The sequence below is a fragment of the Aeromonas australiensis genome (genome assembly GCF_000819725.1).
GTDB classification, from domain to species: domain Bacteria; phylum Pseudomonadota; class Gammaproteobacteria; order Enterobacterales; family Aeromonadaceae; genus Aeromonas; species Aeromonas australiensis.
Genome location: NZ_CDDH01000085.1, coordinates 12,449 through 37,959, shown reverse-complemented (window position 1 = coordinate 37,959; position 25,511 = coordinate 12,449). Strand labels below are relative to the sequence as shown.

Genomic DNA, 25,511 nt, shown 5'->3' with positions numbered 1-25,511 from the left:
CAGAGAGAATAAGTTCTATATGTTCTAATACCATATGGTTATAACGAATCGTCACTTCTCATTCAGAAACCACAGGGTAATCTTGTTTCATCGCCTTAACAAACACAGGGATAGCACCATGAGCAAAATTTTTGAGGACAACAGCCAGACCATCGGCAACACCCCGCTGGTTCGTCTCAACCGTGTTACCAAGGGCCGTGTGCTGGCCAAGATCGAGAGCCGTAACCCCAGCTTCAGCGTCAAGTGCCGGATCGGTGCCAACCTGATCTGGGATGCAGAGAAGCGCGGTATCCTGACCAAGGGCAAGGAGATCATCGAGCCTACCAGCGGCAACACGGGTATTGCTCTGGCGTTTGTCGCGGCGGCTCGTGGCTATCCCATTACCCTGACCATGCCGGCCACCATGAGCCTGGAGCGTCGCAAGCTGCTCAAGGCGCTTGGGGCCAACCTGGTACTGACCGAAGGGCCGCTCGGGATGAAGGGGGCCATTGCCAAGGCCAACGAGATCCTCGAATCAGAGCCGGGCAAGTATGTGTTGCTGCAGCAGTTTGAAAACCCGGCCAACCCCGAGATCCACGAGAAGACCACAGGTCCCGAGATCTGGGATGCAACCGATGGTGAGGTGGATGTGTTCGTGGCCGGGGTCGGTACCGGCGGCACCATCACAGGTGTCTCCCGTTACCTGAAGCAGACCAAGGGCAAGGCGGTGGTCTCTGTCGCGGTCGAACCTGCCGAGTCACCGGTCATCAGCCAGAAGCTGGCCGGTGAAGAGATCAAACCGGGTCCACACAAGATCCAGGGGATCGGCGCCGGCTTTATCCCGGGTAACCTCGACCTGACTCTGCTGGACCGCGTCGAGCAGGTCAGTAGCGATGAAGCGATCGAGATGGCCCGCCGCCTGATGGAGGAGGAGGGGATCCTGGCTGGTATCAGTTCCGGGGCCGCGGTGGTGGCAGCCAGTCGCCTGGCCGAGTTGCCGGAGTTTGAAGGCAAGACCATAGTGGTTATCCTGCCGAGCGCCGCCGAGCGTTACCTCTCCAGCGCCCTGTTTGCCGGGGTGTTTAGTGAGCAGGAACTGCAGCAGTAACTGATCGGAATCTTTCAAAACAGCGGCGCTCCCAGGAGCGCCGTTTCTTTATGGGCTAGACTCAACCCACCGTTAGTGTCACTTGATCCTTATTTTTTGGGGTAAAATAACAAGTTCTGGAGTGAGAAAAAAAGCAGACATTCTGCGGTAAATCTCATATTCTGTGCGGCGTCACGCGGTGTTTGCTGGCTGGGTATCACAAAGTAACAAAGTGTTATTTTTCGTTATGAAATAATTTCAGGCCAGTCCTGATGCGGCTTGTAGCCCAATAACTGAAAATTGCCAACCAGCGCGCCGATTACTGCACAGAAACTTGACCTGGATTAAACCATTGCGGGTCTGCTTTCGTTACTTTACAACATATCCATACTGACACGGTGGGTCAGGTTGCTTCAAAAACGACCAATCCACCAGAAAATATCAATAATATGGGGTGAAACCATGTACGAGAAGTCTGTTGTTATTACTGCTGAAAACGGCCTGCACACCCGTCCGGCAGCTCAGTTCGTGAAAGAAGCCAAAGAATTCCAAAGCGAGATCACTGTGGTCTCCGGTGGCAAGTCCGCCAGCGCCAAGAGCCTGTTCAAGCTGCAGACCCTGGGCCTGACCAAGGGTACCAATGTAACCATCCAGGCTGACGGTCCGGATGCTCAGCAAGCTGTTGAGAAGCTGGTTGCCCTGATGGACGAGCTGGAGTAATCCAGCTTTACTCCTCCCCCACAGTCGTTTTAATAGGAAGGATTATGATATCTGGCATTCTTGCGTCCCCCGGTATCGCATTCGGTAAGGCGCTTCTTCTGAAAGAAGATGAAATCGTTATCAATCAGGGCAAAATCTCTGCTGACCAGATTGATGCCGAAATCAACCGCTTCCTCGAAGCTCGTACCAAGTCAGCTGCCCAGCTGGAAGCCATCAAAGAGATGGCCGGTCGTACCTTCGGTGAGGAAAAAGAGGCCATCTTCGAAGGCCACATCATGCTGCTCGAAGATGAGGAGCTGGAAGGGGATATCAGATCCTTCATCAAAGAGAACAAGGCTTCCGCTGACAAAGCCATCTATGAGGTGATCGAGCAGTACGCCAAGATGATGGCCGAGCTGGATGACCCTTATCTGCGCGAACGCGCCACCGACTTCCGTGACATCGGTACCCGTCTGGTCAAGAACGTACTGGGCATCGCCGTTGTCAACCTGAGCACCATCGACGAAGAGGTCATCCTGGTCGCCAAAGACCTGACCCCGTCTGAAACCGCTCAGATCAACCTGAAATATGTGCTGGGTTTTGTCACCGACATCGGTGGCCGTACCTCTCACACCTCCATCATGGCCCGCTCCCTGGAGCTGCCGGCCGTGGTAGGCACCAACGACATCACCGAGCGCGTCAAGAACGGTGACATGCTGGTGCTGGATGCGATCAACAACCAGATCATCATCAATCCGACCGCTGAACAGCTGACCGAAGCCAAGAAGTTCCAGGCTCAGTTCCAGGCCGAGAAAGATGAGCTGGCCAAGCTGAAAGACTTGCCTGCCATCACCCTGGATGGTCATCAGGTCGAAGTGTGCGCCAATATCGGTACCGTCAAGGATACCGAAGGTGCCATCCGCAATGGCGCCGAAGGCGTAGGTCTGTACCGTACCGAGTTCCTGTTCATGGACCGTGACGCACTGCCGACCGAAGACGAGCAGTTCAAAGCCTACAAAGAAGTGGCCGAAGCGATGCCGGATCAGCCGATCATCGTGCGTACCATGGACATTGGCGGCGACAAAGAGCTGCCGTACATGAATTTCCCGAAAGAGATGAACCCCTTCCTGGGCTGGCGTGCCGTGCGGATCTTCTTTGACCGCACCGACATCATGCATGCTCAGCTGCGGGCCATTCTGCGTGCGTCTGCCTTTGGCAAACTGCGTATCATGTTCCCGATGATCATCTCTGTCGAAGAGTTCCGTAGCCTGAAAGCTACCGTAGAGACGCTGAAAGCTGAACTGCGTGCCGAAGGCAAAGCCTTTGATGAATCCATCGAAGTGGGTATCATGATCGAGACCCCGGCCGCCGCCGTGATGGCTCATCATCTGGCCAAGGAAGTGGATTTCTTCAGTATCGGTACCAATGACCTGACCCAGTACACCCTGGCCGTCGATCGTGGTAACGAGATGATCTCCGCCATGTACAACCCGCTGTCACCCTCCGTCCTGACCCTGATCAAGATGGTTATCGATGCGTCCCACGCCGAAGGCAAGTGGACCGGTATGTGTGGTGAACTGGCTGGTGACGAGCGCGCTACCCTGCTGCTGCTGGGTATGGGTCTGGATGAGTTCTCCATGAGCGCCATCTCTGTACCGCGTATCAAGAAGCTTATCCGCAACACCAACTTCGAAGATGTGAAGGCAATGGCTGATCAAGCGCTGAGCTTTGCCACCGCTGCAGAAATCGAAACGTGCGTAGATAACTTTATTAAGCAGAAAGCAGTCTGCTAAGATCGGCTGCAAACAGCGACAAATCATCTCTAGGAGCTTTATATGGGTCTGTTCGACAAACTGAAGAAACTGGTTTCTGACGATAGCTCTGACACCGGCGGCATCGAAATCTTTGCTCCGCTGTCTGGCGAAATCGTGCCGATCGAAGATGTACCTGATGTTGTCTTCGCTGAGAAGATCGTTGGTGACGGTATCGCTATCAAGCCGGCTGGCAACAAGATGGTTGCACCGTGCGATGGTACCATCGGCAAGATTTTCGAGACCAACCACGCGTTCTCTCTGGAATCCGATACTGGTATCGAGCTGTTCGTTCACTTCGGTATCGACACCGTTGAACTGAAAGGCGAAGGCTTCAAGCGTATCGCTCAGGAAGGCCAGCAGGTCAAGCGCGGCGACACCATCATCGAGTTCGATCTGGCCGTTCTGGAAGCGAAAGCCAAGTCTACCCTGACTCCGGTTGTCATCTCCAACATGGACGAGATCAAAGAGCTGATCAAAATGACGGGTGCTGTGACTGTGGGCGAGACCCCGGTTATCCGTATCAAGAAATAATGCCCAGCTGGCTCACGCCAGTTGCTGCAGTAAAAAAAAACCGAAGCCTGGTGCTTCGGTTTTTTTATGTGTGCGCCCTGACAGGCGCTTCCCGGTCACAGTGGTGGTGACCAGATGTGAGAGGGCAGAGGCAGCAAGGCTTCTTCTTGCTCGATTTGCTACGCCTCTTTTGCTGGTGGCGGTGGAAGAGTTCCATATGGGGCGAATGCTGTCTTTTTGGTGCCTTGCTCCTGGGTTGAGCGATAATTTTTATCTTTAAATAGACGCATTAAATCAATTGCTTATTGATATTTTTTGATCTCGTTGACTCTTTTTTGGTGTTTTTTTGAAAGGAAATGCCTCGCTTGCCGGTTCTATTGCAGGTACCCGGTTGCGACAAATCGGGGATATCAGCAACATCCAACGATTTCAAAAGGAACATGAACATGAACGTTAAAAAAAGCACTGCTATCGCCTCCGCCATGACCGGTCTGCTGGCGCTGGGCGCTCAATTTATCGCGGCACCAGCGATGGCTGCCAATGAAAAGGAGAAGTGCTACGGCGTGGTCAAGGCCGGCAAGAATGATTGCGCGACCAAGAGCAGCTCCTGCGCCGGTACTGCCAAGGAAGATGCTCAGGGTGATGCCTTTGTGGTGATGCCCAAAGGGCTGTGCGAGAAGCTGGTCGGCGGTTCGCTGCAACCCAAGTAAGAGACATCGGGCAGGGGATGGCCAACGGGCCTCCCCCTGCATCTTCTCTGATTGGCGAAAGCGAGTCTTGCGATGAACCCTTTGATTGGTATCGGATTACGCACTCCCCATTACGACGAGATCCGGCAAACCCTGCCGGCAGTCGGTTGGCTTGAAGTGCACAGTGAAAATTACTTCGCACGGCACAGCCAGGGTTTTCAGGTGCTCGCCGAGCTGGAGCAGCACTACCCCGTCAGTCTTCACGGCGTTGGCATGTCTCTCGGTTCTGCCGACCCCCTCGATCCGCACCATCTGCAGCAGTTGTCGACACTGGCCGCGGTGATCAAACCGGTACGGATCTCCGAACATCTCAGCTGGGGCAGCATTGGTGGACGTTATTTCAATGACCTGCTGCCGGTGCCCTATACCCGCGCCTCTCTGCGCAACATCAGCGACAAGATCCAGCAGGTACAACAGACCCTGGGTTGCCGCATGCTGATTGAAAATCCCTCCTCCTATCTGCAACTGGCCGGGGAGATGAGCGAATGGGAATTTCTGGTCGAGCTGCAGCAGCGCAGCGAGTGCGGCATCCTGCTCGACCTCAACAATCTCTATGTCAGTGCCTTCAATCACGGTTTCTCTTGCGATGAGTATCTGGCAGCGATCGATCTCGCCACTGTCGGGGAGATCCATCTGGCCGGTTATACCGAGAAACAGCTGTCGGAAGGCTCCCTCTATATCGATACCCACAGTGCCCCTGTGGTGGCACCGGTCTGGGAACTCTATCGCCAGATCTGCCGCCAGCAGGCCATTCCCACCCTGATTGAGTGGGACCTCGAGATCCCGCCGCTGCCGGTCTTGCTGGCAGAGGCGGCGCAGGCCAGCGCCATTCTGGATGAGGTGCACCTCATGCGTACGCCACAGGAGGTGGCCCATGGTTGAATTGGCACAACTGCAACGGCATTTTGCCGATGGCCTGCTGGGGACGCCAGACGCCATTGCCCCTCACATCAGCTCCCGGCTCTTTCCTGTCGAATCTGTGCTGCAGGTCTATCGCAACCACTTCATCCTGAGTCTTGGTGAGGTGCTGGCGAGCAGTTATCCCGCGGTCAGGGTCATGGTCGGGGACGACTTTTTTGCAGCAGCGGCCCGTGGCTTCGTATTGGCCGAGCCGCTCAGGGAAGGAAGCGTAATGCACTATGGCGCCGGATTTGGCCAATGGTTGGCCCGCTTGCCGACTACAACCGGGCTGCCCTGGCTGGAGGCGCTGGCGCAGTTCGAGTGGCAGCTTGAGCGTGCCAGTCTGCTGCCGCTCGACTCCCGCTGCTGGCCAGCCGAACGTCTGGCCGCATTATCGCCGCAACAATGGGATCGGCTGCGGCTGTTGCCAGCCACGGATCTGCTGCTGGTTACCAGCGATTATCCGGTGCTGGCCCTGTGGCAGATGGCGCTGCACGGTGGTGAAGTGGTGGAGGTGCTTGATGCCCCTGACTGGCTGGCATTGAAGAAACAGCCCGATTACCGGGTCGCACCCTTGCCCCTGACTGCGGGTGAGTGGGCGCTGTTACAGGGTTGTCTCGCTGGTTTGGCGCTGGTCGAGCTGCTGGCGGCCGACCCTGCGGCCAGTGAACATCTCACTCGCCTGATAACCCTTGGTCTGCTGGTGGATATGGAGGTAATGCCATGATGGCAAACAAATGGCTGGCGCTGGCCAGCTCGAGTGGTGATTTGCCGCGCTGGAGCAGCGCCGGTGTGCTGTTGCTGGCGCGGCTGTGGGTCGCCTCGGTTTTTATCACTGCCGGCTGGCTCAAGCTGACAGCCTGGGATTCCACCCTCTATCTGTTTGAATCCGAGTATCAGGTGCCCCTGCTGCCCTGGTTGTGGGCTGCTTATCTGGGTACGGCGACCGAGCTGTTGCTGCCGCTTTTCCTGCTGGCGGGGCTTTTTACTCGCCCGGCCGCCTTGCTGCTGTTTGGCTTCAATGTCATAGCTGTGATCTCCTATCCGACCCTCTGGGCGGGCGGCTTTTACGATCATCAGTTGTGGGGCTGGATGCTGCTGACCTTGGCCATCTGGGGCGGCGGCATGCTGAGCCTGGATCACTGGCTGACACGTCGTAGCCATTGATTTATCTCTTATTTTCCCAATAACAAAGAGCGCCACAAGGTGCTCTTTGTCATAATGGCGGTCGGCGAAATTTCCCATGAGAAAAAAGGAGCAGCCAATGATCATTCGTCAGGCAAGGACCGCAGATATTCCCGCACTGGTGGCGCTGCGCATGGAGCTGTTTTGCGAGGTCGGTGAGCTGGCAACGCCGCAGGCAGACCCGGCCTTGTGGCAGGCCACCGCTGACTACTTTACCCGGGCGATCAGTGAAGAGAGGGCGCTATCCTGGTTGGCTGAAGCCGATACGCAGCAGGGCGGCAAGCAGATCGTGGCAGTGGGAACGTTGGCGCTGTTTGTGCGACCCCCCTATCCCGGCAATCTGGCGGGGGTGGAGGGGTATCTGCTCAATATGTATACGCAACCGCAATGGCGCCAGCAGGGGATCGCCACGGTGCTGCTCGATGCCATAACGGCCTTCGCCCGAGCGCGTCAGCTGGGCAAGGTATGGCTCCATGCCAGCGAGCAGGGGCGCCCGCTCTATGAGCGGATCGGCTTTGTCGCCAATCCGGCCTATCTGGAGTGGGACCTGACTACCTAATTGATGAGACCCCGTTATCTATCTGGTTTCTCGTCTAAAATTGATGCAGACAAAAATGTGGTCACATCAATGTAACAGCGGAGCGGGGCAGATGTTTAACTTCAAACTCAAAGCGGAATTACAAGCGTGTCAAATGCAGTTGGCCCAGACTCAGGCATTTATTGATGCGGTCAAAGCCAGTGTCGCTAGCATTAGCTTTACCTCGCAGGGGGAGATCCTGGAGGCAAACCCGCTGTTTCTCAGTGTGGTGGGTTACAGCGAGCAGGAAGTCGTAGGTAAGCACCATAGAATCTTTTGCGATGCTCACTATGCCCAATCCCCCTCCTACGCCCAATTCTGGGAACAGTTGCGCCAGGGGCATGCCCACAGTGGCATCTATCAGCGTGTAGATAAACAGGGGCGGGAGTTGTGGCTGGAGGCAACCTATTTCCCGGTCAAGCTGGACGGCAAGGTGGTCAGGGTGGTCAAGATTGCTTCTGATATCACCGAAAGCTATCAACAGCTGAGTCGTCAGAAAGCGATCAGCTCGGCGCTCGATCGGGCGCTTGCGGTGATTGAATTTACTCCCAAAGGGGAGATTATCACTGCCAACCAGAATTTCCTCTCCTGTGTCGGTTACTCCCTTTCGCAGATCAAGGGGCAGCATCACCGACTGTTTTGCGATGAGAGCTTCTATCGCGAGCAGCCCCACTTCTGGGACGATCTGGCCCACGGCCAGTTCAAGTCGGGGCTGTTCAGTCGCCGTGACAGCCACGGCAACGAGATCTGGCTGGAGGCAACCTACAACCCCATCAAGGATGAGAGCGGCAAGGTGGTCAAGGTGATCAAGTTTGCCAGTGAGGTGACCGAGCGGATCAAACGCGCCCAGGCAGTGATCGAGGCGGCCAACATAGCCCAGACCATTTCGCAGGAGACCACCCGCTTTGCCGAAACCGGGTCTGAACTGCTGGCAGCATCGGTTGCCATCTCCAGCGCCATCTCCGAACAGGTGAGTCGCACTGCCGGTCTGATTGGTCAGCTCAATGAGCAGTCTAAAAGCATTGAGGCTATCGTCTCGACCATCAGCAGCATTGCCGAGCAGACCAATCTGCTGGCCCTTAATGCCGCCATTGAGGCGGCCCGGGCTGGCGATCAGGGGCGTGGCTTTGCGGTGGTGGCCGACGAGGTACGTCAGCTGGCAGCCCGCACCTCCCTCTCGACCGGCGAGATCGCCAGCGTGGTGCAGAAAAACCGTGAACTGACGGCCCAGATCACCAGCAACATCAACGAAGTGGCCACCAGTGCCCAGCGTGGCATGGAGCAGATCGGCGAGGTGAGCGGTGTCATGACGCAGATCGAGCAGGGGGCCATCAATGTGACCGATACAGTCTCCAATCTGGCGATTGGCTCCTGACAATCAGCGGTTGTCGCAAGAGGCACCGAGCGGATCAAGAATCCATCGGTGCTTATTTATTGGCCACTTGATATGCCAATCTGAACCCCTCCTGTATCACCCTGCCATTGTGAATTGTCCCCACATCCTCTCTTGCTTAGGCTTGCCGCCTCATTTATTTCAGAACAGGAACAGAACACTATGGTATTAAAACAGAAAGGGCGGGCAATGGCCCTGCTGGTGATGGTCGCAAGCATGGGTCTTGGCGGCTGCATGGGGCAGATGGGGCTTTCCGGCATGGTCACCAAGGGCAACCTGAGTGTGGTGGATAACCGCTACGGTCGTGCCGGGGTCTTTATGCTGCTCTCTCCGGTCTATGGTCTGGCTGCGACTGCTGACCTGTTCGTTTTCAATACCATCGAGTTCTGGTCAGGCAAGAACCCCATCACCGGCAAATCACCTGCTGTGGTAGACATGCGCGCTGATGCGGTGATCAAGGTGAATCAGCACCTCGATCCCTCCCTCAAAAAGGTACCCTTGGCCATGCTACCGCACGGGGTGCGTGAGGTTGAGGTGAGCTACCCTGACGAGCGCACCGCCCAGATGGAAGTACATTATCTGGATTGCAGCAGTAGTCTGATGCGTGGCGAAAAGCGCGGTGAGCTGATGGATATCTATTTTGATGGCAAGTTTGTCTCTACCCTGACCCAGTCAGAGTTGCAGCAGATGAGTGCCAAGGCCAGTGCCGCAGCCTGATCATCTGAGCTATCTCTAGAAATACGCCCCGCTCCTGCGGGGCGTATTTTATTTGGCTTGCACTGGCTGCTTGCGATGGGGCGGGGTGAGGATCAGCCCCAGCAGGCGGCGCAGGTGGGTGAGTTGTTCGGTCAGCTGCACGTTGAGCCAGAGGTAGCCATTGATGGCGGCCTCGGTATTGGGCGGCAGCGACACCTGGGTCGCCACCTCCTGCAGGCGGGCGATGGCGGCATCGGCACCGCGCCCGTCACCGGTTAGCATCATCAGGGCAAGCTGGTTGATCGCCTCCTCGGTGGCCTGATGGCAGGCGTGCAGTTCGCGGGTGCTCTGCATCAGGAAGTGGCTCTGCCGATCGTTCCAGTAGGTGTTGGCCAGCATCTCCAGAGTGCAGAGGGTGTTGCGCATGGTGACCTGCACCGCATCAAACAGGGCGACGCTGTGGCGCGTCTCCTTGGCCGCCGGGGCCAGCAGGGCCCGCAGTTTGCCTGTCTGGGCCAGCAGCTGGGAGAGATTGTGCTTGAGGCGCGGGCGCTCCAGCACATTGGGGGAGAGGTGAGTGTGATAGAGCCGCCCCGACTGCTGCAGGATCTGGTGCAGTTGCAGCCGCCAGTGGCTATAGGCCCGCTGGGGGTAGATGCTGCAAAAGAGCAGCGCCAGCAGGGAGCCCAGAATCACGTCGGCACTACGCCACAGCGCTGTCTCTATGTCCCCCGGCATGGCCCCCATGGTGACCCCTAGCGTGATACCGATCAGCAGTCCCACATAGGGGCGCTTGCCGAGGGCCAGATAGCCGCAGAGAAACATGATACAGCCACACCAGATCAGCATCAGCGGCAGGGAGTAGAGCTCGAGATAGAGGGCGACCACCCCGCAACTGGCGCCGAAGATGGTGCCCACCACCCGCTGCAGGGCGCGGGAGAGCACATTGCCCCAAAACGAGATGGGGCCCATCACCACCACAAGCGTGATCAGCGGCCAGGTGCTCTCCGGCAGTTTCAGCTCGCGGGTCAGCAAAAAGGTGAGCATAAAGGCGAGCGCAATGCGCAGGCCATGGACGATCCGGTAGCGGCCATAGACCAGCAGATCGAGTCGGGAGAGGGGGGCATCAAGACGCACGGTCTGCCTCCTGTCAGGTGGGGGACGGGGCGCCGTGCATCCGGCCGACGCCCCGTCGGGATTCAGGCCAGTCGTCCCTGCAGGGGATGGATCCAGACCCGCTCGCCAACGGCGATCCCGGGTTGATCCGGTACGATTTCAATCAGGCAGTTGGCATCGGCCATGGAGCTCAGAATACCCGAGCCCTGTGGCCCTGTGGTGCGCACCCGCAGCTGGCCGTTACGGTCCTGATGGAAGATGCCGCGCAGAAACTCGGTGCGCCCCGGGCGGCTCTTCATCTTCACATCCGCCAGTGCCGAGAGGCGCAGCGGCTGCCACCGCTTGCCTTGCAGGCGGGCGATGGCGGGCTCGACAAACTGCAGGAAGCAGACCATGGCCGCCACCGGATTGCCCGGCAGGCCGAAGAAGGGGGTCTGCCCCAGCTTGCCAAAGGCGAGCGGGCGGCCCGGTCGCATCTGGATGCGCCAGAAATCGATCTGGCCCAGCTCAGCCAGCACCAGCTTGATAAAGTCGGCGTTGCCTACCGAGACTCCGCCCGAGCTCAGCACCAGATCGGCGCTGGCGGCGGCCTGCTCCAGCTGCTGGCGCAGTATGGTCTTGTCATCGGGAATGATGCCAAGGTCCATCACCTCGCAACCGGCGGCGCGGATAAGGGCCATCAGGGTGAAGCGGTTGCTGTCGAAGATGTGGCCGGGGGCGAGCTGCTCGCCCGGCGCCTGCACCTCGTCGCCGGTACTGAACAGCGCCACTTTCAGCGGGGTGCGCACAGTGAGACTGGCTTGACCGAGTGATGCCGCCAGCCCCAGCTGGGGGGCGCCAAGCCAGGTACCGGCTGGGATGGCGACCGCCCCCTTGGCGAGATCTTCCCCGGCCAGGCGCACATTCTGCCCTGCGCGAACGGGGGCGGTGACGGTGACCCACTCACCTTCAATCAGCGTCTCTTCCCGCATCACCACGGTATCCACACCGGGGGGCAGCGGGGCGCCGGTCATGATCTGCACCGCCTGACCGGCCAGCACAGGCTCGTGGCGCTGCTGGCCTGCCAGCACTTCCCCCACCAGCTGCCAGCGGCCGGCGGCGAGATCGTCGCTGCGAAGGCCAATGCCATCCATCGCCGAGTTGGCATGGGGCGGCACATTGATGGGGCTTATCAGATCGGCGGCCAGCACGGCGCCGTGGCACTGGGCCAGCGGTTTTTCGGAGCAGGCCGTGCTCGGGGTGAGGGCCGCCAGAATGGCGTTGCGGGCCGCCTCGACCGAGAGGAAGCCCTTGCCTGCCTCAGGCTCCTTGTTCTGGCAGCCGTCAAGCCAGCGGCAGACGAAGTCGGCAATGGCCGCCAGATCGTTGATATCGAGGCGGGGCAGGCTTGTCTGCTGCTGTTCGCCACTCTGTTGGGGCTGATCGCTGGCCAGCGCAATGATGTCACTGTCTTCGGGGAAGAGCAGCGGCTTGCCAATCTCGGCGCGGTGCAGCTCGATTTTCGGGAAGTGTTCGTGCTTGAACCCCTCGACCAAGAGCAGATCGAGCTCTGTCTGATCGAAGCTGGCCAGCAGTCGGCGAAAATCGGCTTCGGCCAGTTCGGTCTCGCCGTGCATTGTTTCAGTAATGCGCGCATGGCGGCGGCGGGAGGCGACCATCATCTGCCGGGCGCCCGCCTTGCGCAGGCGGTAGCTGTCCTTGCCTGGCTGGTCGATGTCAAAGTCGTGGTGGGCGTGCTTGAGCACCCCGATGCGCAGGCCGCGATCCACCAGCAGGGGGATCAACTGCTCCAGCAAGGTGGTCTTGCCGGTGCCGCTCCAGGCGGCGAAGCCGAGCAGGGGGAGAGTGGGGGCCGGGGTCATGAGGTGACTCCTTGTTGGGGGTCGATAGCCGGGGCAAGCAGACGGGCCTCGTAGGCGGCCAGCTCGTCCGGGCTGTTGAGATTGATAAAGGCATCCGGCTGATCGGCAAAGCTCACCACCGCCATATGGTGGCGGGCAAACCAGATATCGATTTTGCGCTCTCCCTCTGCCAGCGCAGCGGTGAGGGAGGGGAGCAGGGATTTGTGCAGCAGGGCCACCACGGGTTGCAGCCAGTCGCCATCGTGGGCTACCACCAGCTCGGTATCCGGGGTCAGGGCGGCGCGAAAGCGGCTCATCAGATCCAGCGGCAGGGCGGGGCCATCGCAGGGGACAAACAGCACCCAGTCGTGACGGGCGGCAGCAAGGCCCGCCTGCATGCCCGCCAGCGGGCCGAGATAGTCGTTGTTGTCATCGCAGATGACCGGGGCCAGCGCCTGATAGCGGGGCTGATTGCGGTTGGCGTTGATCAGCACCTCATCCACCTGGGGGCGCAGCCGTGCCAAAACATGGTCGATAAGAGGGCGTCCTGCCAGTGCTACCCATCCCTTGTCTTCGCCCCCCATCCGGGTGGCGCGGCCTCCTGCCAGGATCACTGCTGATACGGCAACGGGATCAGAGTGGCTGTCGCTTTTTGAAGTCATGTCGCTCGATGATTTTTAAAGGGGTCGTCTCTTGCAGCTGGCCACGGGCGAGGGTCCATTGCCGCTCGCACAGGTCGGTCAATGCGTTGCTCTGGTGGCTGATGACGACCAGGCCGCTGCCATGTTCCCGCAGATCTTGCGCCAATGCGGCCATCAGGGCAACCGAATGTGTGTCGAGATTGGCGGTGGGCTCATCCATCAGCAGAAAGGCCGGTTGCAGCGCCCAGGCGCGTGCCATCGCCAGCCGTTGCCGTTCGCCACCGGACAAAATGCTGATGTGCTCCCGCGCCAGCCCCTCCAGCTCGACCCGGCGCAGCGCCTCAAACACCCGGATCTCGCTGCCGAGCTGTTTATCGAGCGCCCAGGCGACGTTGTCGTGCACCGTGCGATCGAACAGATAGGGGGTCTGGTGCAGATAGGTGACCCGGCCCGGCCCCAGATCCCGCTTGAGCAGCCGGTTGAGCCGCTGTTGCCAGCGCCCCGGCAGATTGGTGTGGCCGCGGGTGGGGGCCAGCAGCCCCGCCAGGATCTTGAGCAAGGTGGTCTTGCCCACCCCGTTGGCTCCATGCAGCCAGATGGCATCCCCCGGTGCGATGGCGAGCCGGTCAATCGCGAACAGCTGGCGCTCGCCAAAGCGCATGGTGAGTTGCTGGGCGGTCAGGGCCATGGGGTACTCCTGTTGATGCACAGTGGGGGCATGGTCAGTTCTTCAGATAGCTGTGGCCGTGCCAGAGATAGGGTCAGCAGCATTCGGTAATGGCTAACAATGCGCTGTGCCATGGTCAGTTCTTCAGATAGCTGTGGCCGCGACAGGCCGTCAGCAGCAGGTTGAGCAAGAGGGCGAGAGTGAGCAGCACTATGCCGAGGGCCACACCCTGGGTGAAGGCCCCTTTCTGGGTCTCCAGCGCGATGGCGGTGGGGATGTTGCGGGTAAAGTGCAGGATATTGCCCCCCACCATCATGGAGCAGCCCACCTCGGTGACGATGCGGCTGAAGGCGCCGATGATGGCGGCCAGCAGGCCAAAGCGGCACTCGTGCATCAGGCCGATCAGCGCCTTGGGCCAGGAGACCCCGAGGGTCAGGGCAGTCTCCCAGGCGCGGCGGTCGCTCTGGACAAACGCCGCGTGGGCCATGGTGGCGATCACCGGAAAGGCGATCAGCATCTGCCCCACCACCATCGCCTGCTGGGTAAAGAGCAGCTTCCAGTCGCCAAAGGGGCCGGCCCGCGACAGCAGCATGTAGAGCAAGAGGCCAATCACCACGGTCGGCACCGATTGCAGGGTATTGATGCAGGAGAGCCAGAGCCAGCGGCCGGGCAGCGGCAGATAGGCCAGGGCAAAGCCCAGCAGCAAGGCGGGCAGCAGCACCAGCAGCAGGGCTATGCCGGAGACGGAGAAGGAGACCCCCACCACCTGCCACAGTTCGGTGTCACCACTGAACAGCAGGGCGAGGGCCGCTAATGTCGTGTCAAGCAGCGTCGGCATCAGACCTCTCTCTCCATAGTGCAGGACGAGTCGCGCAGGGGGAAGGCCAGCTGCGCCACCATGTCGGTCGGTGCGGGCATTACTTGGTGTTGGCATCCGCCACAAACAGCGCCTGACCCGCCACCTTGAAGTCGCCGATCAGCTTCTGGCCATGCTCTGAGACCAGCCAGTTCTTCAGGGTGCGAGCCCCTTCGGTGTTGAGATCCGGGTAGCGCTTGGGGTTGACCAGGATCACCTGATAGGGGTTGAACAGGCGCTTGTCACCCTCCAGCAGTACGGCGAGATCCAGCTTGCTCTGGTAGGCGAGCCAGGTGCCGCGGTCGGTCAGGGTGTAGGCACCCAGCTCCGAGGCCATGGTCAGGGTCGGGCCCATCCCCTGGCCGATGGACTTGTAACCGGCAAACTCGGGTTTGACGTCAGCGGCCTGCCACAGGGTCTGCTCCTTGATGTGGGTACCGGACTCGTCACCGCGGGAGATAAAGGTCTGGCCCTGCTCCTTGATGGCTTGCAGCCCCTTGGCCGCGTCGTGCAGTTTGCCGAGACCCGCCGGGTCTTTGGCCGGGCCGACGATAACGAAGTCGTTATACATCAGGTGCACCGGCTCGATGCCAAAGCCCGCATCGACAAACTTCTTCTCGGCAGAGGGGGCGTGGGTCATCACCAGATCCGCATCGCCATTCTCGCCCATCTTCAGGCTCTGGCCGGTACCGGCCGCCATCACCTGCACCGGATAACCGGTCTCTTTGGTGAACTGGGGCAGCAGCCAGCCCAGCAGACCGGACTGCTCGGTGCTGGTGGTGGTGGCGAGGCGGATCGGCGCTTTTGTGGCATTAGTATCCGCGTCGGCGTGGGCCGCACCGGCGATCAGCAGGCTGGCAGCGAGGGAGAGGGCAAAACGTTTGAGGCTGGTTTTTATCGTCATCGTGATGCAACTTTTTTCAGGGTGGATGAGGAGAGGGCAAGAGTAAGCAAGCGGGGTGCCAAACTGTTCCTTTGCCGCTGCATTCACGGTTTGCCGTTTAAAAACAGAAGCTTATTAGAATCAATTAGGTGAGCTTGTTATCGCTTTTAATAATTGGTGTTGGTGCTTTTGCTGCGGGGAGGACAAAATGTCCCACAAAGGTTCCGGTTATCGGGACATTTTCCGACCCTCTCTGCCTTCGAGGTATTATTTTCATGACTGCACCCGCCAGCCGCTGGTCAGCCCTCTCCCTGCTTATCGTTGACGATGAGCCCGGCATGCGCAGCTTTCTGGCCAAGGCGCTGGCCAAGCGTTTTGCCCAGATTGAGACTGCCGCCAGCGTGGAGGAGGCGGAAGCCCTGCGTTGCCGCCTTCACTTCGACCTTATCATCGCCGACATCCGGCTGCCGGGGCGCTCCGGCATCGAATGGCACGAGGCCATCGACCCGGCTACCCGGCGCAACGACATCATCTTCATGACCGGTTTCGGCGATATGGAGACCGCCCTCAAGGCGCTGCGCCTCGGCGCCAGCGACTTTATCCTCAAGCCCTTCAACCTCGATCAGATGGTGCAGGCGGTAGACAGAGTCATCGAGCGTCGCCAGATGGAGCGGGAGAACCTGCTGCTGCGCCGGGAGGTGAGCAAGCTCTTCCCGCCCACCCTGATTGGCGACAGTGCCAAGACCCGTGAGCTCAAGACGCTGATTGCCCGGGTTGCCCCCTCCAACGCCGCCGTGCTGGTGGAGGGAGAGTCCGGCACCGGCAAGGAGCTGGTGGCCCGCGCCCTGCATCAACTCTCTGGCCGGATGGGGGCCTTTGTGCCCCTCAACTGCGCCGCCATCGCGCCGGAGCTGCTGGAAAGCGAGCTGTTTGGCCATGTGCAGGGGGCCTTTACCGGCGCCCGCAAGGGGCGCGACGGTCTGTTCCGGGTCGCCCATCAGGGCACGCTCTTTTTGGACGAGATCGGCGAAATGCCCCTTGCCATGCAGGCCTCTTTGTTGCGGGCGCTGGAGCAGAAGGCCATCCGCCCGGTGGGGGCCGAGCGCGAATTGGCGGTGGATGTGCGCATCGTTGCCGCCACCAACCGCAACCTCAAGGCTGAGGTGGAGGCGGGCCGCTTTCGCGAAGATCTCTTCTATCGCCTCAACGTGGTGGCGCTGCCGGTGGCCCCGCTGCGCGAGCGCATCGACGACATCCCCGCGCTGGTACACCACTTTACCCGCCAGCTCACCGCCGAGATGGGGATGGGCTCCCTGAGCTGGACCCACGAGGATGTGGTAGCGATGCAGGCCTACCCCTGGCCCGGCAACGTGCGGGAGCTGCGCAACCTTATCGAGCGCTGCCTGCTGCTGGGCAAGCCCCCGGCGGATTACTGGCAGAGCAGCAAGTCCGCCGAGCAGGGGGCGAGCGAGGAGGGCTATCCGCTGGCGTGGCCGCTGGCGGAGGTGGAAAAAGCCCACATCCTGCAGGTGGTGGCGAGCCATGATGGCAACAAGTCGGCCGCCTCCCGGGTGCTCGGGGTGGCGCGCAAGACGCTGGATCGCAAATTCAAGGAGTGGGCCATCGAATGAGGAAGGCTGACTGGATGGGGTGGCGATGAAACTGACCCTGATCTCCCGCAGTATGCGGGCCCTGTTGCCCCGTTGCGTGCGCACCAAGGTGCGCTGGCGCCTGCTGCTGCTCACCTCGGTGCCCATCATGCTCACTCTGGTGGGCATGATCGCGCTCACCCTCTACTGGACCCTCACTTACAGCTGGCAGAACCTGCTCACCACGGTGCGCAGCGATCTCGGGGTGGCCCACCACGCCATCAGGGTGCAGCAGCAGCGCCAGAGCGAGCGTCTGGAGCATCTGCGCGATGCCTGGGCCTTTCAACTGCGGCTGCGGGAATCGCCGGATCAGCTCCATGACTGGGTGATGCCGCTGGCGGCCAACTATGGCCTCGATTTTCTGCGCTTGCGCCGTGGCCCCGAGCTGGATCAGCTGACGGTGCAGGAGCGCGCCGCCCTCACGGCCGGGCGCAGCGTCAGTCACTTTGTGGTCTGGTCGCAGCAGGAGATGCTCGCCCTCTCCCCGCAACTGGCCAAGCGGGCCGTGCTGTGGCTGCGGGATGGCACCAAAGTGGTGGAGGAGAGGGGGCTGATCAGTCTGTCACTGACCCCTGTGATGGGCCGCGACGGATCGCTCTGGGCGGTGCTGGAGGGGGGCGAGCTTGTCAACGGCAGCACCCGGCTGGTGGATGAGCTCAAGGGGCAGGTATTTGCCAAAAACACCCTGCCGGATGGCAGTGTCGGCACCGTTACCCTGTTTCTCGACGATCTGCGGGTGAGCACCAATGTGCCGGTCAGCAGCAGCCGTCAGGTGGGCCGGGCGGTGGGCACCCGGGTCTCACCACCAGTGCGCGAGCAGGTGCTGGGTCGAGGGGAGATGTGGGTTGACCGCGCCTTCGTCCACGACGCCTGGTATGTCTCGGGTTACGAGCCGCTGCTGGGAGCCAGGGGCGAGCGGCTCGGCATGCTCTATGTCGGCTTTCTCGAGTGGCCCATCATCCGCACCTACCTCACCAATCTGGTGGAGCTGGGTTCCGGCGTGGTGCTGCTGTTGCTGCTCTCCGGCCTGCTGGTCTATCGCGGCGCGCGGGATCTCTTCTCCCCCATCGAGCGGATGCACAAGGTGGTGCGGCAGGTGCAGGCCGGGGAGTCCGCTCGAATCGGCCCGCTGGCCCTCGATCCCGACCACGAGCTGGCCCAGCTCGGTCGCCAGTTTGACGCCATGCTGGACAGGCAAGAAGCGCATCAGCAGCAGATGGCTCGCAGCGCCGACGAGCTGGAGCAGAAGGTGGCCGAACGTACCCAACGCCTTGAGCAGAAGACCGCCGAGCTGGAAGAGCATATTCATATGCTGACCGAGGCGCGCCAGCAGTTGCTCATCAGCGAGAAGCTGGCGGCCCTTGGCGAGCTCTCGGCCGGGGTGGCCCACGAGATCAACAACCCCTTGGCGGTGATCCTCGGCAATGTGGAGCTGATGAAGCTGGAGCTGGGGGAGGCGGCCGAACCGGTTAGCGAGGAGCTGGCACTGGTGCTGGCCCAGATCGAGCGCATTCGTGCCATCACCCGCAGCCTGCTGCAATATTCGCGCCCCGGCGACTACGAGACGGCGCCGGTGTGGCAGCACCTTAACCCCATCATCGAGGAGAGCCTGACCCTGGTGCGTTCCGCCTTGCGCCAGCAGCAGGTGGAGCTGGTGGCCGATCTCAGGGCCCAGCAGCCCATCGAGGCGGATCGTCAGCAGCTGCTACAGGTGCTGATCAACCTGCTGGTCAACGCCAGCCACGCGCTGGGGGAGCTGGGGGAGATCCGGGTCGAGAGCCGCGACTGGGTCGATGAACTGGGTCAGTTGCGCGGGGCCGAGGTACGGGTGATCGATAACGGCAGCGGCATCGAGGCGGCCATTATCGACAAGATCTTCGACCCCTTCTTCACCACCCGCGCCACCGGCACCGGTCTGGGGCTGGCCCTGAGTCACCGCATCATCAGTCGCTGGGGCGGCGAGCTCTTGGTGGACTCAACCCCGGGGCAGGGGAGCTGCTTTACCGTGCGGCTGCGCAGCCACGCCCTGCTGCCAAGCGGCAGTGAGCCCGCGAAACTGGAAGGGTGGCGCATCGCCCTCAATGCCGAGGGGCGTGAGACAAGCGATTGATGCTGTTATAAAAAGGCCCGTGATAACAACAGCCCGTCAACATGGTTGACGGGCTGTTTTGTCGGTGGGTGAGTGGTTATTTACTGCGGGCTCCACACCAGCTTGCCGCTCTGGGTCAGGTCATAGCCGCCGAGGCGGGCCGCCAGCTCGCGCCCCTCGGGGGATTGTAGCCAGCCGATCAACTGCTGCAGCAGGGTGCGAAAGAAGACTCCCTGCGGCATCACCAGATCGAAGCACTCCTGCGACAAGGGCATAAAGCCGAGGCCAAACTCGGTGGCGGTACTCTGGGCGCCGGGCCCGACATCCGCATCGCCGCGGCTGATGGCGGCGGCCAGCTCCCGCTCGCTGTTGACCTCGAGGGTGCGCTCCAGCCGGGTCAGCGACTCCCCTTGGGTTTGCAGCCACTCCTGCAGGGCGCGCTGGCTGCCAGCCCCCTCCTGACGCATGGCCCAGCGCCAGTCGAGCGCCTCTTTCGCCTCTTTGGGTTGCAAGCCCCGGCGCAGTACCAGCCCCTGCACCCGGCGAAATCCATGAACGATCACCCATTGTCGGTGGCCCTGATACTGCTGCACCAGCGCCGGGTGGCGCAGGTGCGCCTCCTCGGCCTGCCCCCAGTGGATGGCTACGATCTCCACATGGCCGCGCGCCAGCATCGCCAGCCCCTGACGGGTGCCGCACGGGGTGTAGCCCACCAGAGCCTGGGTGCCGAGCTGCCGGGCCAAGCGGCTGCTGGCGTAGTGCAGCAGCACATCGTCCGAGCCTGCCAGCAGCAGCCGGTCGTTCATCACCCCCTCATGGCAACTGCCGAGCAGCCAGCGGTCGAGCAGGGAGCGGGGAAACAGCCACTTACCGGTCGCCTTGGTGGCGGGGATACGCGCCTCGTTGGCGAGCTGGTAGACCTTCTTCTCGTTGAGATCGAGGTATTCCGCCACCTGCTTCACGTTCATAAACTCGTTCATGGCTTAGTCCCGCATCCCGCGACCGGCCGGACTGGGCGCCAGCACCGGCGGCTTCTCGTCCAGCACCATATGGTCGTGACCGCTGAATACCTCGAAATGGCGCCCCTTGGCGCGGGCAATCATGGTGATGCCGAGCTGGCGGGCCAGGTCCAGCCCCATCTGGGTAACGCCGGAGCGTGACAGCAGCACTGGAATGCCCATCTGCGCCACCTTGATCACCATCTCCGAGGTGAGCCGCCCTGTGGTGTAGAAGATCTTGTCGTGGCCACTCTCGCCGCGCATCCATAGCTCGCCCGCCAGGGTATCCACCGCATTGTGGCGTCCCACATCCTCGACAAAGGAGAGGATTTCGCTGCCGCGACAGATGGCGCAGCCATGGACGGCTCCCGCAATCTTGTAGGTTTCGTTATGGGCCGACAGCGCCTTGAGCAGGGCGTAGAGGGTGCTCTGTTTAAGCTCGGGCGCCGCCAAGACCACCCCTTCGAGCTTCTTCATCACGCTGCCATACATAGTGCCCTGACCGCAGCCGGAGGTGACCGTCTTCTTCTCCAAGGATTTGTCGAGATCGGCGGCCTGCTGACTGCTCACCACGGCGGCGGCCTCGCTCTCCCAGTCGACAATCACCGACTCTATGGCTGCAATGTCCTCGATAAAGCCCTGATTTTTCAGATAACCCAGCACCAGCGCCTCGGGGCGGGCCCCCAGCGTCATCAGGGTTACTATCTCCTTCCAGTTGAGGTAGACCGTCAGTGGCCGCTCACAGGCGATTTGGCGGGTTTGCAGCGTGCCCTGCTCATCCATCACCTCGACGGCCATGGTGAGCTGGGCTGCAGCATTGCTTTTGATAAAGGTCGGTGTCATGGGCCCCTCGCGACCGGTTGCCGGGATCTAAGGGGAGGGATACAGCAAGTTTTGTTCCAGATTGTTAAAAGAAAATTATCGTTGTAGGTAAACATATTGTGTTTTGCAAAAATCGATCAAAATATCACTTTTTATTGGGTTCTGTATGAGTTCGTATGATAAAGTTTATTCATTAGGTATAAATATTTAATTTGTTTGTGTTTTATTTTACAAAAGCAAGGGTGATAGGTTCGTAATGTTAAGCGAAAATTTATTGAGTTATAGGAAGAGGATTGATGAAGATACAGGCTTACAGAGTAAAAGGAAACTATTGGTTTTACTATCTGTTTTGATGTTAGCCATTGACTTTACTGGTGCGACATTCAAAGAAGCAAATACATTTATATTTAAAATTGAATTTGAAAATCAGTCTGGCTTGAATGTTTTTTTACTTTTATCGGTTGTGTACCTTCTAATTCGTTACTACGCATATGCACATAGTTATCATGAAGAGCTTTACAATCTATGGTCTGGTCGAATGCTTGAAGACCGAAATGTGTTTTACTATGACGTTGTTATGGAAGATGTACGTGGTTTATTAGGGCCTGCTGTGGAGTTTTCTGGGAGCGATGAGCCTGGTATACAAGAATCTAAGTATTACGTATCTGGAATATTTAAAAGGGCACTAATATTCCCCTCTTATCACATAGATGAAGATGGCGAGACACATCAATTTGAAAAGTTGATTAAATTAACAAAGTTTAATGATAAATGGACGCGTAAAAAATATATTAAGTTACTTTCATATGAATTAAAATATCAATCTTCAGCATTTTTTAAGTATCGAGAGAATTTGGATCTTATTGGCCCATATGTGATTGGAAGCTTGGCGATTATGCTGACTTTATGGAAAATGCTATAGGTTACTGCGGCGAGCATCTCGTATGTTGGGCTAAATCGTAGGTTGGTGCTGAAGCCTAACGTTTACCACGTAATCTTGTTGATGTTGGCAATCATCTTGTCACTCGGTTATTTGGATTGGGATGTGGGTAAATTGGTTTTACGCCGCCTGTTGGGCTTCGCTGCGCTCAGCACCAACCTACGCTCTGCACCCACCTACGCTCCGCGCCAACCCATATCCCGCACAAGGCCCCAACCTGCATCAAAGCCTCCATCCACCACCAAACCTGCCTTGGCCCCACTCTTGCTATGTCTTATCCCATAGATGGCCGTGGCCGCCATAAATCTCCTGCTGTGATCCGCCCCAAACGGGGTGGATCACGGGGGAGGGCGGCTCGGCAGAGACCTTCTGATGGGAGCCGTGACAGTGCAAGAGACAACCAAACCCCTCTCCCCGCAGCGCTGGCTGCAGCTGGAGTTAAAGGCCATCGACAGCCAGGTTGGCCGCTGGCAGAGCCGCCGTTTCGAGATAGCAGCGCTCCATCCCGCGCAGCCCGAGGCTGCCGGTGCCTTGCCCCTCACCCTGTTTCGCGATGAGCGGGGGGATTATCGCTTCAATCTGAGCTCCGGTTCGCCCCGCCTTTTTGTTACCGGAAGTGTCACCGGAAGCCGCGTGGACAGTGGCTTTGTGGCTGATGGTCTGACCCTGAGCCAGACCGTGGCCGCCGCCTATATGGATGGCGAGCGGCAGGTGCTCTCCTGCCCGCTGCCCGAGGCGCTGCAAGCCTGGGTGGAGGCCTTTATCGGCCGCCACGGCGAGCTGCTGGAGGCCCGTCGCAAGGGCAAGAAGGGCAAGGGACGGGCGCAGGATCAGCTGGGTGTCGATACGGTAGATCAAGCCAGCTGTGGCGCCGTTAAAGCCACCGGCCCCGATGGCCGCGAGCGTGGTAGTGACGCCGGAACCTGTGCCGTAAACAAGGCCGGAAACAATGCCGGAAAAAATGCCCATGAGTGAGTTCCTCAAGCGTTGGTCATCTCGCAAGAGTGAGGCGCGCAAGCATCAGGTATTGCAGCCGAGGGAAGAGGTTAGCCCCGAGGCGGTTGCCGCCCCCATCGAAGGCAGTGGTGAAGCTGAAACTCCAGATGCTGCGCTGGATAGCCCCGTAGTCAGCACTGACAAGGGGAGCGGTGAACCCCTTGCCGTTGAGGGGGCTGGGAGTGGCGAGCCTCCGCTAACAGCGACTCAGCCGGGCAAGGCCAAACTCCCCGACAGGGAGGCGCTGCGGGCCATGTTTCGCAGCCACAAGCCGGATGGGCTCGACGACTACACCCAGGATTTCAGCCAGCCCGAATTGCTGCCCGCAGCCCTGACTGCCGGGCTGCGCAACTGGCTGGTAGATCAGGTGACTGCGCCGGAGAGCGAATCGGCCAATCCGGCCAGCGGATCCGCTGAACCGCTGGCGGTTGCCAGCGAACCTGCCGCCAACGAGCTGGCTGATAACCATTCTCAAACCCCCACCGACGATCGGGACATTTTGGTTTCCTCTGGTGGACAAAATGTCCCAACCAAAGGTGGGGAAATGGAACCCTCAGGATCCTGACTCCCTGTCAGTCACTTTTTTCCCGGGGGAGTTGGCTCGCCTCTTGCTCTCTCGGCTTACCAACAAGCGCCCATCCCATGAGGTGGCGCGCGCAGGAGTGTATGTGAGCACTGAACAAACATTGCCAAATCTGAGCCCAAATCTGGCCTCCAATCTTGCCCATGGGGCGGGGGCGGCCGCGCATAACGTGCGCGCTCGCGCCTATGCCCTGCAGCATACGGTCAAGACCGACAACCTGATCCCGGCCACTGTCTCTTACCAGAGTCAGGGGCGTTTGCTGCTGGTCGGCCCGGAAGATCGCATTCGCCGCGCCGCCAGCCTGCTGCCCGCCGGGGTGAAGCCCACCCTGCTGGTGACCGAAGCGGTCCACTATGCCGAGGCGGCAGATCTCGAAGCCATCTTTGATGCCACCGCATCCCTCGCCGCCCTGACCCTGCGCGAACCGAGCCTGACAGGGTATCTGGGGCAGTTCCAGCTCACCGGCCTTAATGGGCAGGGGGAGCGGGTTAATCTGGCGGCGCTCTGCTTCCCACAACAAGGCTTTCCACAACAAGCGACGGTGGGTAGCGAACCGCGCTTCGATCTGGTGGCCGATCTGGGCCGTGCCCCGCTCTTTGCGCTGGAGCGCCCGCCGGTCGGCTATCTGCATCTGGCTGATGACGATGTGCTGGCCGCACGGCTTGCCGAACTCTGCGCGCTGACCGGTATCTTCGACAAGCCGCGCTTTTTTCGCCTTGACCCCGAGGCCTGCGCCTTTACCGCCCGCGGCGTGCCCGGTTGCAGCCGCTGCCTCGATGTCTGCCCGACCGATGCCCTCAAGCCCATCAATGGTCGCATCCAGATCGATCCCCATCTCTGTCAGGGCTTCGGTAGCTGTGCCTCGGCCTGTCCGACCGGGGCGATTGCCTATCACCAGCCCGATGCCAACACCAGCGGCGACTACCTGCTGCGCTTGCTCAAGCATTACCGGGAGGCGGGCGGCGAAGCGCCCCAGTTGCTGATCGCCGGTGAACACGAGCGCGAATGGGTGGAGGCCGAACTCACCCGCCTGCCCGCCAACTGGCTGCCAGTCTGGGTGGAGGAGAGCGCGAGTTTAGGCATCGAGAGCTGGTTCGCCGCCCTCGCCTATGGCGCCAGCGCGGTGCGCATCGCGCTGGACGATGATGCCCCCGAGAGCGTCCGTGCGCTGGTTGAGCGGGAGCTGGCGAGCGCCGCCGTGCTGCTGGCGGGCGCGGGTCTTGCTGCCGATCGCATCGCTCTGTTTGACGCAGATGTTGGTGAGCCTGTTTCCGGCCAGCCAGCCGTTGCCCTGCTGGAGAGGCCGCTTAAAGGGGACAAACGGGAAAACCTGTTTGCCGCCTTCGATGCCCTCTGGCAGGCCAACGAAGGGAGCCGCGAGCCGCTGGCGGTGCCTCACGGCGCCCCATACGGCAGTGTGGAGCTGAAAGACGCTGACTGCACCCTCTGCATGGGTTGCGTGGCGGTCTGCCCGAGCCGTGCCCTGCATGCGGTGGGGCACACGCCTGGCCTTAACTTTATCGAGCAGGACTGCATCCAGTGCGGCATGTGCGAAAAGGCGTGCCCCGAGCAGGCCATCGTACTGATGCCCCGCCTGCAACCCGTGCCCGAGGCGCGCCGCGCCGTGCAGAGCCTCAAAGCCGAAGAAGCGGCCTGCTGCATTCGCTGCGCCAAGCCGTTCGCGCCCGCCTCGATGATCCGCCGCATCCAGCAAAAACTGGCCGGTCACTCCCACTTCCAGAACGAGGCCGCCCAGCGGCTGCTGATGTGTGAGGATTGCCGGGTCAAGGATGTGTTTGCAGCGCTGGCGGCGGATCCCGTCTCCCAGCTCAAGGTGTGAG

The 25,511-nt window shown here is 60.1% G+C and carries 25 protein-coding genes; 17 read left to right on the top strand and 8 right to left on the bottom strand.

The genetic code is table 11. The features are described 5' to 3' along the window. Window positions 1–118: 118 nt before the first annotated feature. From cysK to BN1117_RS15295, 11 genes are all read left to right on the top strand, one after another. Window positions 119–1,087, top strand: coding sequence for a cysteine synthase A (gene cysK, locus BN1117_RS15345; protein ID WP_040098766.1), 969 nt, complete (start codon window positions 119–121; stop codon window positions 1,085–1,087). A 441-nt stretch (window positions 1,088–1,528) separates the two neighbouring features. Then, entirely contained in the window at window positions 1,529–1,786 is a 258-nt protein-coding gene (locus BN1117_RS15340; RefSeq protein ID WP_005338266.1) for an HPr family phosphocarrier protein, read from the top strand. A 44-nt stretch (window positions 1,787–1,830) separates the two neighbouring features. Beyond that, a complete protein-coding gene (gene ptsI / locus BN1117_RS15335) occupies window positions 1,831–3,558 on the top strand; it encodes a phosphoenolpyruvate-protein phosphotransferase PtsI (protein ID WP_040098764.1) in 1,728 nt (575 codons plus the stop codon). A 42-nt stretch (window positions 3,559–3,600) separates the two neighbouring features. After that, window positions 3,601–4,110 carry a PTS glucose transporter subunit IIA gene (crr, locus tag BN1117_RS15330; RefSeq protein WP_040098762.1) on the top strand — a complete coding sequence of 170 codons (510 nt, stop codon included), beginning with the start codon at window positions 3,601–3,603 and terminating at the stop codon, window positions 4,108–4,110. 425 nt (window positions 4,111–4,535) lie between these two features. Further along, complete coding sequence (locus BN1117_RS15325) at window positions 4,536–4,799, top strand: BufA1 family periplasmic bufferin-type metallophore (RefSeq protein WP_040098760.1); 264 nt, start codon at window positions 4,536–4,538, stop codon at window positions 4,797–4,799. Window positions 4,800–4,871: 72 nt separating this feature from the next. Further along, a complete protein-coding gene (gene bufB, locus BN1117_RS15320) occupies window positions 4,872–5,720 on the top strand; it encodes an MNIO family bufferin maturase (RefSeq protein ID WP_040098757.1) in 849 nt (282 codons plus the stop codon). After that, complete coding sequence (locus BN1117_RS15315) at window positions 5,713–6,465, top strand: HvfC/BufC N-terminal domain-containing protein (protein ID WP_040098755.1); 753 nt, start codon at window positions 5,713–5,715, stop codon at window positions 6,463–6,465. The genes bufB and BN1117_RS15315 overlap by 8 nt, the downstream gene beginning before the upstream one ends. Beyond that, on the top strand, window positions 6,462–6,905 hold the full coding sequence (locus BN1117_RS15310) for a DoxX family protein (RefSeq protein WP_040098753.1): 444 nt from the start codon (window positions 6,462–6,464) through the stop codon (window positions 6,903–6,905). The genes BN1117_RS15315 and BN1117_RS15310 overlap by 4 nt, the downstream gene beginning before the upstream one ends. 97 nt (window positions 6,906–7,002) lie before the next feature. After that, window positions 7,003–7,482: a GNAT family N-acetyltransferase gene (locus BN1117_RS15305; RefSeq protein WP_040098752.1), complete on the top strand. Its 480-nt coding sequence runs from the start codon at window positions 7,003–7,005 to the stop codon at window positions 7,480–7,482. Between the two features lie 91 nt (window positions 7,483–7,573). Then, window positions 7,574–8,875, top strand: a complete 1,302-nt coding sequence (locus BN1117_RS19955; RefSeq protein WP_040098751.1) for a methyl-accepting chemotaxis protein — start codon at window positions 7,574–7,576, stop codon at window positions 8,873–8,875. Window positions 8,876–9,055: 180 nt separating this feature from the next. Beyond that, window positions 9,056–9,610: a DUF3332 domain-containing protein gene (locus tag BN1117_RS15295; protein WP_040098750.1), complete on the top strand. Its 555-nt coding sequence runs from the start codon at window positions 9,056–9,058 to the stop codon at window positions 9,608–9,610. A 48-nt stretch (window positions 9,611–9,658) separates the two neighbouring features. Here BN1117_RS15295 and BN1117_RS15290 read toward each other — a convergent pair whose 3' ends face one another. The 6 genes from BN1117_RS15290 to BN1117_RS15265 all read right to left on the bottom strand — a co-directional run bounded on the left by BN1117_RS15290 (window position 9,659) and on the right by BN1117_RS15265 (window position 15,614). Beyond that, entirely contained in the window at window positions 9,659–10,726 is a 1,068-nt protein-coding gene (locus tag BN1117_RS15290; RefSeq protein WP_040098748.1) for an FUSC family protein, read from the bottom strand. A gap of 62 nt (window positions 10,727–10,788) precedes the next feature. Then, window positions 10,789–12,567, bottom strand: coding sequence for a bifunctional molybdopterin-guanine dinucleotide biosynthesis adaptor protein MobB/molybdopterin molybdotransferase MoeA (locus BN1117_RS15285; RefSeq protein ID WP_040098747.1), 1,779 nt, complete (start codon window positions 12,565–12,567; stop codon window positions 10,789–10,791). Continuing rightward, window positions 12,564–13,208, bottom strand: coding sequence for a molybdenum cofactor guanylyltransferase MobA (gene mobA, locus BN1117_RS15280; RefSeq protein ID WP_040098746.1), 645 nt, complete (start codon window positions 13,206–13,208; stop codon window positions 12,564–12,566). The genes BN1117_RS15285 and mobA overlap by 4 nt, the downstream gene beginning before the upstream one ends. After that, the gene (locus BN1117_RS15275) at window positions 13,180–13,875 is read right to left on the bottom strand and encodes an energy-coupling factor ABC transporter ATP-binding protein (protein ID WP_040098745.1); all 696 of its coding nucleotides are present in this window, start codon (window positions 13,873–13,875) and stop codon (window positions 13,180–13,182) included. The genes mobA and BN1117_RS15275 overlap by 29 nt, the downstream gene beginning before the upstream one ends. Before the next feature lie 115 nt (window positions 13,876–13,990). Further along, complete coding sequence (locus tag BN1117_RS15270) at window positions 13,991–14,692, bottom strand: ABC transporter permease (RefSeq protein ID WP_040098743.1); 702 nt, start codon at window positions 14,690–14,692, stop codon at window positions 13,991–13,993. 79 nt (window positions 14,693–14,771) lie between these two features. Further along, the gene (locus BN1117_RS15265; protein ID WP_040098742.1) at window positions 14,772–15,614 is read right to left on the bottom strand and encodes an ABC transporter substrate-binding protein; all 843 of its coding nucleotides are present in this window, start codon (window positions 15,612–15,614) and stop codon (window positions 14,772–14,774) included. 254 nt (window positions 15,615–15,868) lie between these two features. Between BN1117_RS15265 and BN1117_RS15260 the strand changes: the two genes are divergently transcribed. Together BN1117_RS15260 and BN1117_RS15255 are read left to right on the top strand one after the other, a co-directional pair. After that, complete coding sequence (locus BN1117_RS15260) at window positions 15,869–17,224, top strand: sigma-54-dependent transcriptional regulator (RefSeq protein WP_040098741.1); 1,356 nt, start codon at window positions 15,869–15,871, stop codon at window positions 17,222–17,224. 25 nt (window positions 17,225–17,249) lie between these two features. Further along, window positions 17,250–19,352, top strand: coding sequence for a sensor histidine kinase (locus BN1117_RS15255; protein WP_040098740.1), 2,103 nt, complete (start codon window positions 17,250–17,252; stop codon window positions 19,350–19,352). A gap of 80 nt (window positions 19,353–19,432) precedes the next feature. Here BN1117_RS15255 and BN1117_RS15250 read toward each other — a convergent pair whose 3' ends face one another. Both BN1117_RS15250 and BN1117_RS15245 read right to left on the bottom strand, forming a co-directional pair. Beyond that, window positions 19,433–20,299 carry a helix-turn-helix transcriptional regulator gene (locus BN1117_RS15250; RefSeq protein ID WP_082032614.1) on the bottom strand — a complete coding sequence of 289 codons (867 nt, stop codon included), beginning with the start codon at window positions 20,297–20,299 and terminating at the stop codon, window positions 19,433–19,435. Between the two features lie 15 nt (window positions 20,300–20,314). Continuing rightward, a complete protein-coding gene (locus tag BN1117_RS15245) occupies window positions 20,315–21,172 on the bottom strand; it encodes a formate dehydrogenase accessory sulfurtransferase FdhD (RefSeq protein ID WP_040098737.1) in 858 nt (285 codons plus the stop codon). 235 nt (window positions 21,173–21,407) lie between these two features. Here BN1117_RS15245 and BN1117_RS15240 point away from each other — a divergent pair, with 235 nt between their 5' ends. From BN1117_RS15240 to BN1117_RS15225, 4 genes are all read left to right on the top strand, one after another. Further along, a complete protein-coding gene (locus tag BN1117_RS15240; RefSeq protein WP_156130009.1) occupies window positions 21,408–22,073 on the top strand; it encodes a hypothetical protein in 666 nt (221 codons plus the stop codon). A gap of 390 nt (window positions 22,074–22,463) precedes the next feature. Continuing rightward, the gene (locus BN1117_RS15235) at window positions 22,464–23,066 is read left to right on the top strand and encodes a DUF3305 domain-containing protein (protein ID WP_040098736.1); all 603 of its coding nucleotides are present in this window, start codon (window positions 22,464–22,466) and stop codon (window positions 23,064–23,066) included. Then, window positions 23,059–23,652: a DUF3306 domain-containing protein gene (locus BN1117_RS15230; protein ID WP_040098735.1), complete on the top strand. Its 594-nt coding sequence runs from the start codon at window positions 23,059–23,061 to the stop codon at window positions 23,650–23,652. Before BN1117_RS15235 ends, BN1117_RS15230 begins: the two co-directional genes overlap by 8 nt. A 103-nt stretch (window positions 23,653–23,755) precedes the next feature. Beyond that, window positions 23,756–25,510 carry a 4Fe-4S dicluster domain-containing protein gene (locus tag BN1117_RS15225; protein ID WP_040098734.1) on the top strand — a complete coding sequence of 585 codons (1,755 nt, stop codon included), beginning with the start codon at window positions 23,756–23,758 and terminating at the stop codon, window positions 25,508–25,510. Window position 25,511: the final 1 nt, after the last annotated feature.

Excerpts from the sequence above, each read along its gene's own strand:
- BN1117_RS15235 (WP_040098736.1), top strand. The coding sequence starts at position 22,464 with ATGGGAGCCGTGACAGTGCAAGAGACAACCAAACCCCTCTCCCCGCAG.
- BN1117_RS15305 (WP_040098752.1), top strand. The coding sequence starts at position 7,003 with ATGATCATTCGTCAGGCAAGGACCGCAGATATTCCCGCACTGGTGGCG.
- BN1117_RS15255 (WP_040098740.1), top strand. The coding sequence starts at position 17,250 with ATGAAACTGACCCTGATCTCCCGCAGTATGCGGGCCCTGTTGCCCCGT.
- BN1117_RS15315 (WP_040098755.1), top strand. The coding sequence starts at position 5,713 with ATGGTTGAATTGGCACAACTGCAACGGCATTTTGCCGATGGCCTGCTG.
- BN1117_RS15245 (WP_040098737.1), bottom strand. The coding sequence starts at position 21,172 with ATGACACCGACCTTTATCAAAAGCAATGCTGCAGCCCAGCTCACCATG.
- BN1117_RS15265 (WP_040098742.1), bottom strand. The coding sequence starts at position 15,614 with ATGACGATAAAAACCAGCCTCAAACGTTTTGCCCTCTCCCTCGCTGCC.
- cysK (WP_040098766.1), top strand. The coding sequence starts at position 119 with ATGAGCAAAATTTTTGAGGACAACAGCCAGACCATCGGCAACACCCCG.
- BN1117_RS19955 (WP_040098751.1), top strand. The coding sequence starts at position 7,574 with ATGTTTAACTTCAAACTCAAAGCGGAATTACAAGCGTGTCAAATGCAG.
- BN1117_RS15240 (WP_156130009.1), top strand. The coding sequence starts at position 21,408 with ATGTTAAGCGAAAATTTATTGAGTTATAGGAAGAGGATTGATGAAGAT.
- BN1117_RS15275 (WP_040098745.1), bottom strand. The coding sequence starts at position 13,875 with ATGGCCCTGACCGCCCAGCAACTCACCATGCGCTTTGGCGAGCGCCAG.
- ptsI (WP_040098764.1), top strand. The coding sequence starts at position 1,831 with ATGATATCTGGCATTCTTGCGTCCCCCGGTATCGCATTCGGTAAGGCG.
- BN1117_RS15285 (WP_040098747.1), bottom strand. The coding sequence starts at position 12,567 with ATGACCCCGGCCCCCACTCTCCCCCTGCTCGGCTTCGCCGCCTGGAGC.
- BN1117_RS15310 (WP_040098753.1), top strand. The coding sequence starts at position 6,462 with ATGATGGCAAACAAATGGCTGGCGCTGGCCAGCTCGAGTGGTGATTTG.
- BN1117_RS15270 (WP_040098743.1), bottom strand. The coding sequence starts at position 14,692 with ATGCCGACGCTGCTTGACACGACATTAGCGGCCCTCGCCCTGCTGTTC.
- BN1117_RS15250 (WP_082032614.1), bottom strand. The coding sequence starts at position 20,299 with ATGAACGTGAAGCAGGTGGCGGAATACCTCGATCTCAACGAGAAGAAG.
- bufB (WP_040098757.1), top strand. The coding sequence starts at position 4,872 with ATGAACCCTTTGATTGGTATCGGATTACGCACTCCCCATTACGACGAG.
- mobA (WP_040098746.1), bottom strand. The coding sequence starts at position 13,208 with ATGACTTCAAAAAGCGACAGCCACTCTGATCCCGTTGCCGTATCAGCA.
- BN1117_RS15295 (WP_040098750.1), top strand. The coding sequence starts at position 9,056 with ATGGTATTAAAACAGAAAGGGCGGGCAATGGCCCTGCTGGTGATGGTC.
- crr (WP_040098762.1), top strand. The coding sequence starts at position 3,601 with ATGGGTCTGTTCGACAAACTGAAGAAACTGGTTTCTGACGATAGCTCT.
- BN1117_RS15340 (WP_005338266.1), top strand. The coding sequence starts at position 1,529 with ATGTACGAGAAGTCTGTTGTTATTACTGCTGAAAACGGCCTGCACACC.
- BN1117_RS15260 (WP_040098741.1), top strand. The coding sequence starts at position 15,869 with ATGACTGCACCCGCCAGCCGCTGGTCAGCCCTCTCCCTGCTTATCGTT.
- BN1117_RS15325 (WP_040098760.1), top strand. The coding sequence starts at position 4,536 with ATGAACGTTAAAAAAAGCACTGCTATCGCCTCCGCCATGACCGGTCTG.
- BN1117_RS15230 (WP_040098735.1), top strand. The coding sequence starts at position 23,059 with ATGAGTGAGTTCCTCAAGCGTTGGTCATCTCGCAAGAGTGAGGCGCGC.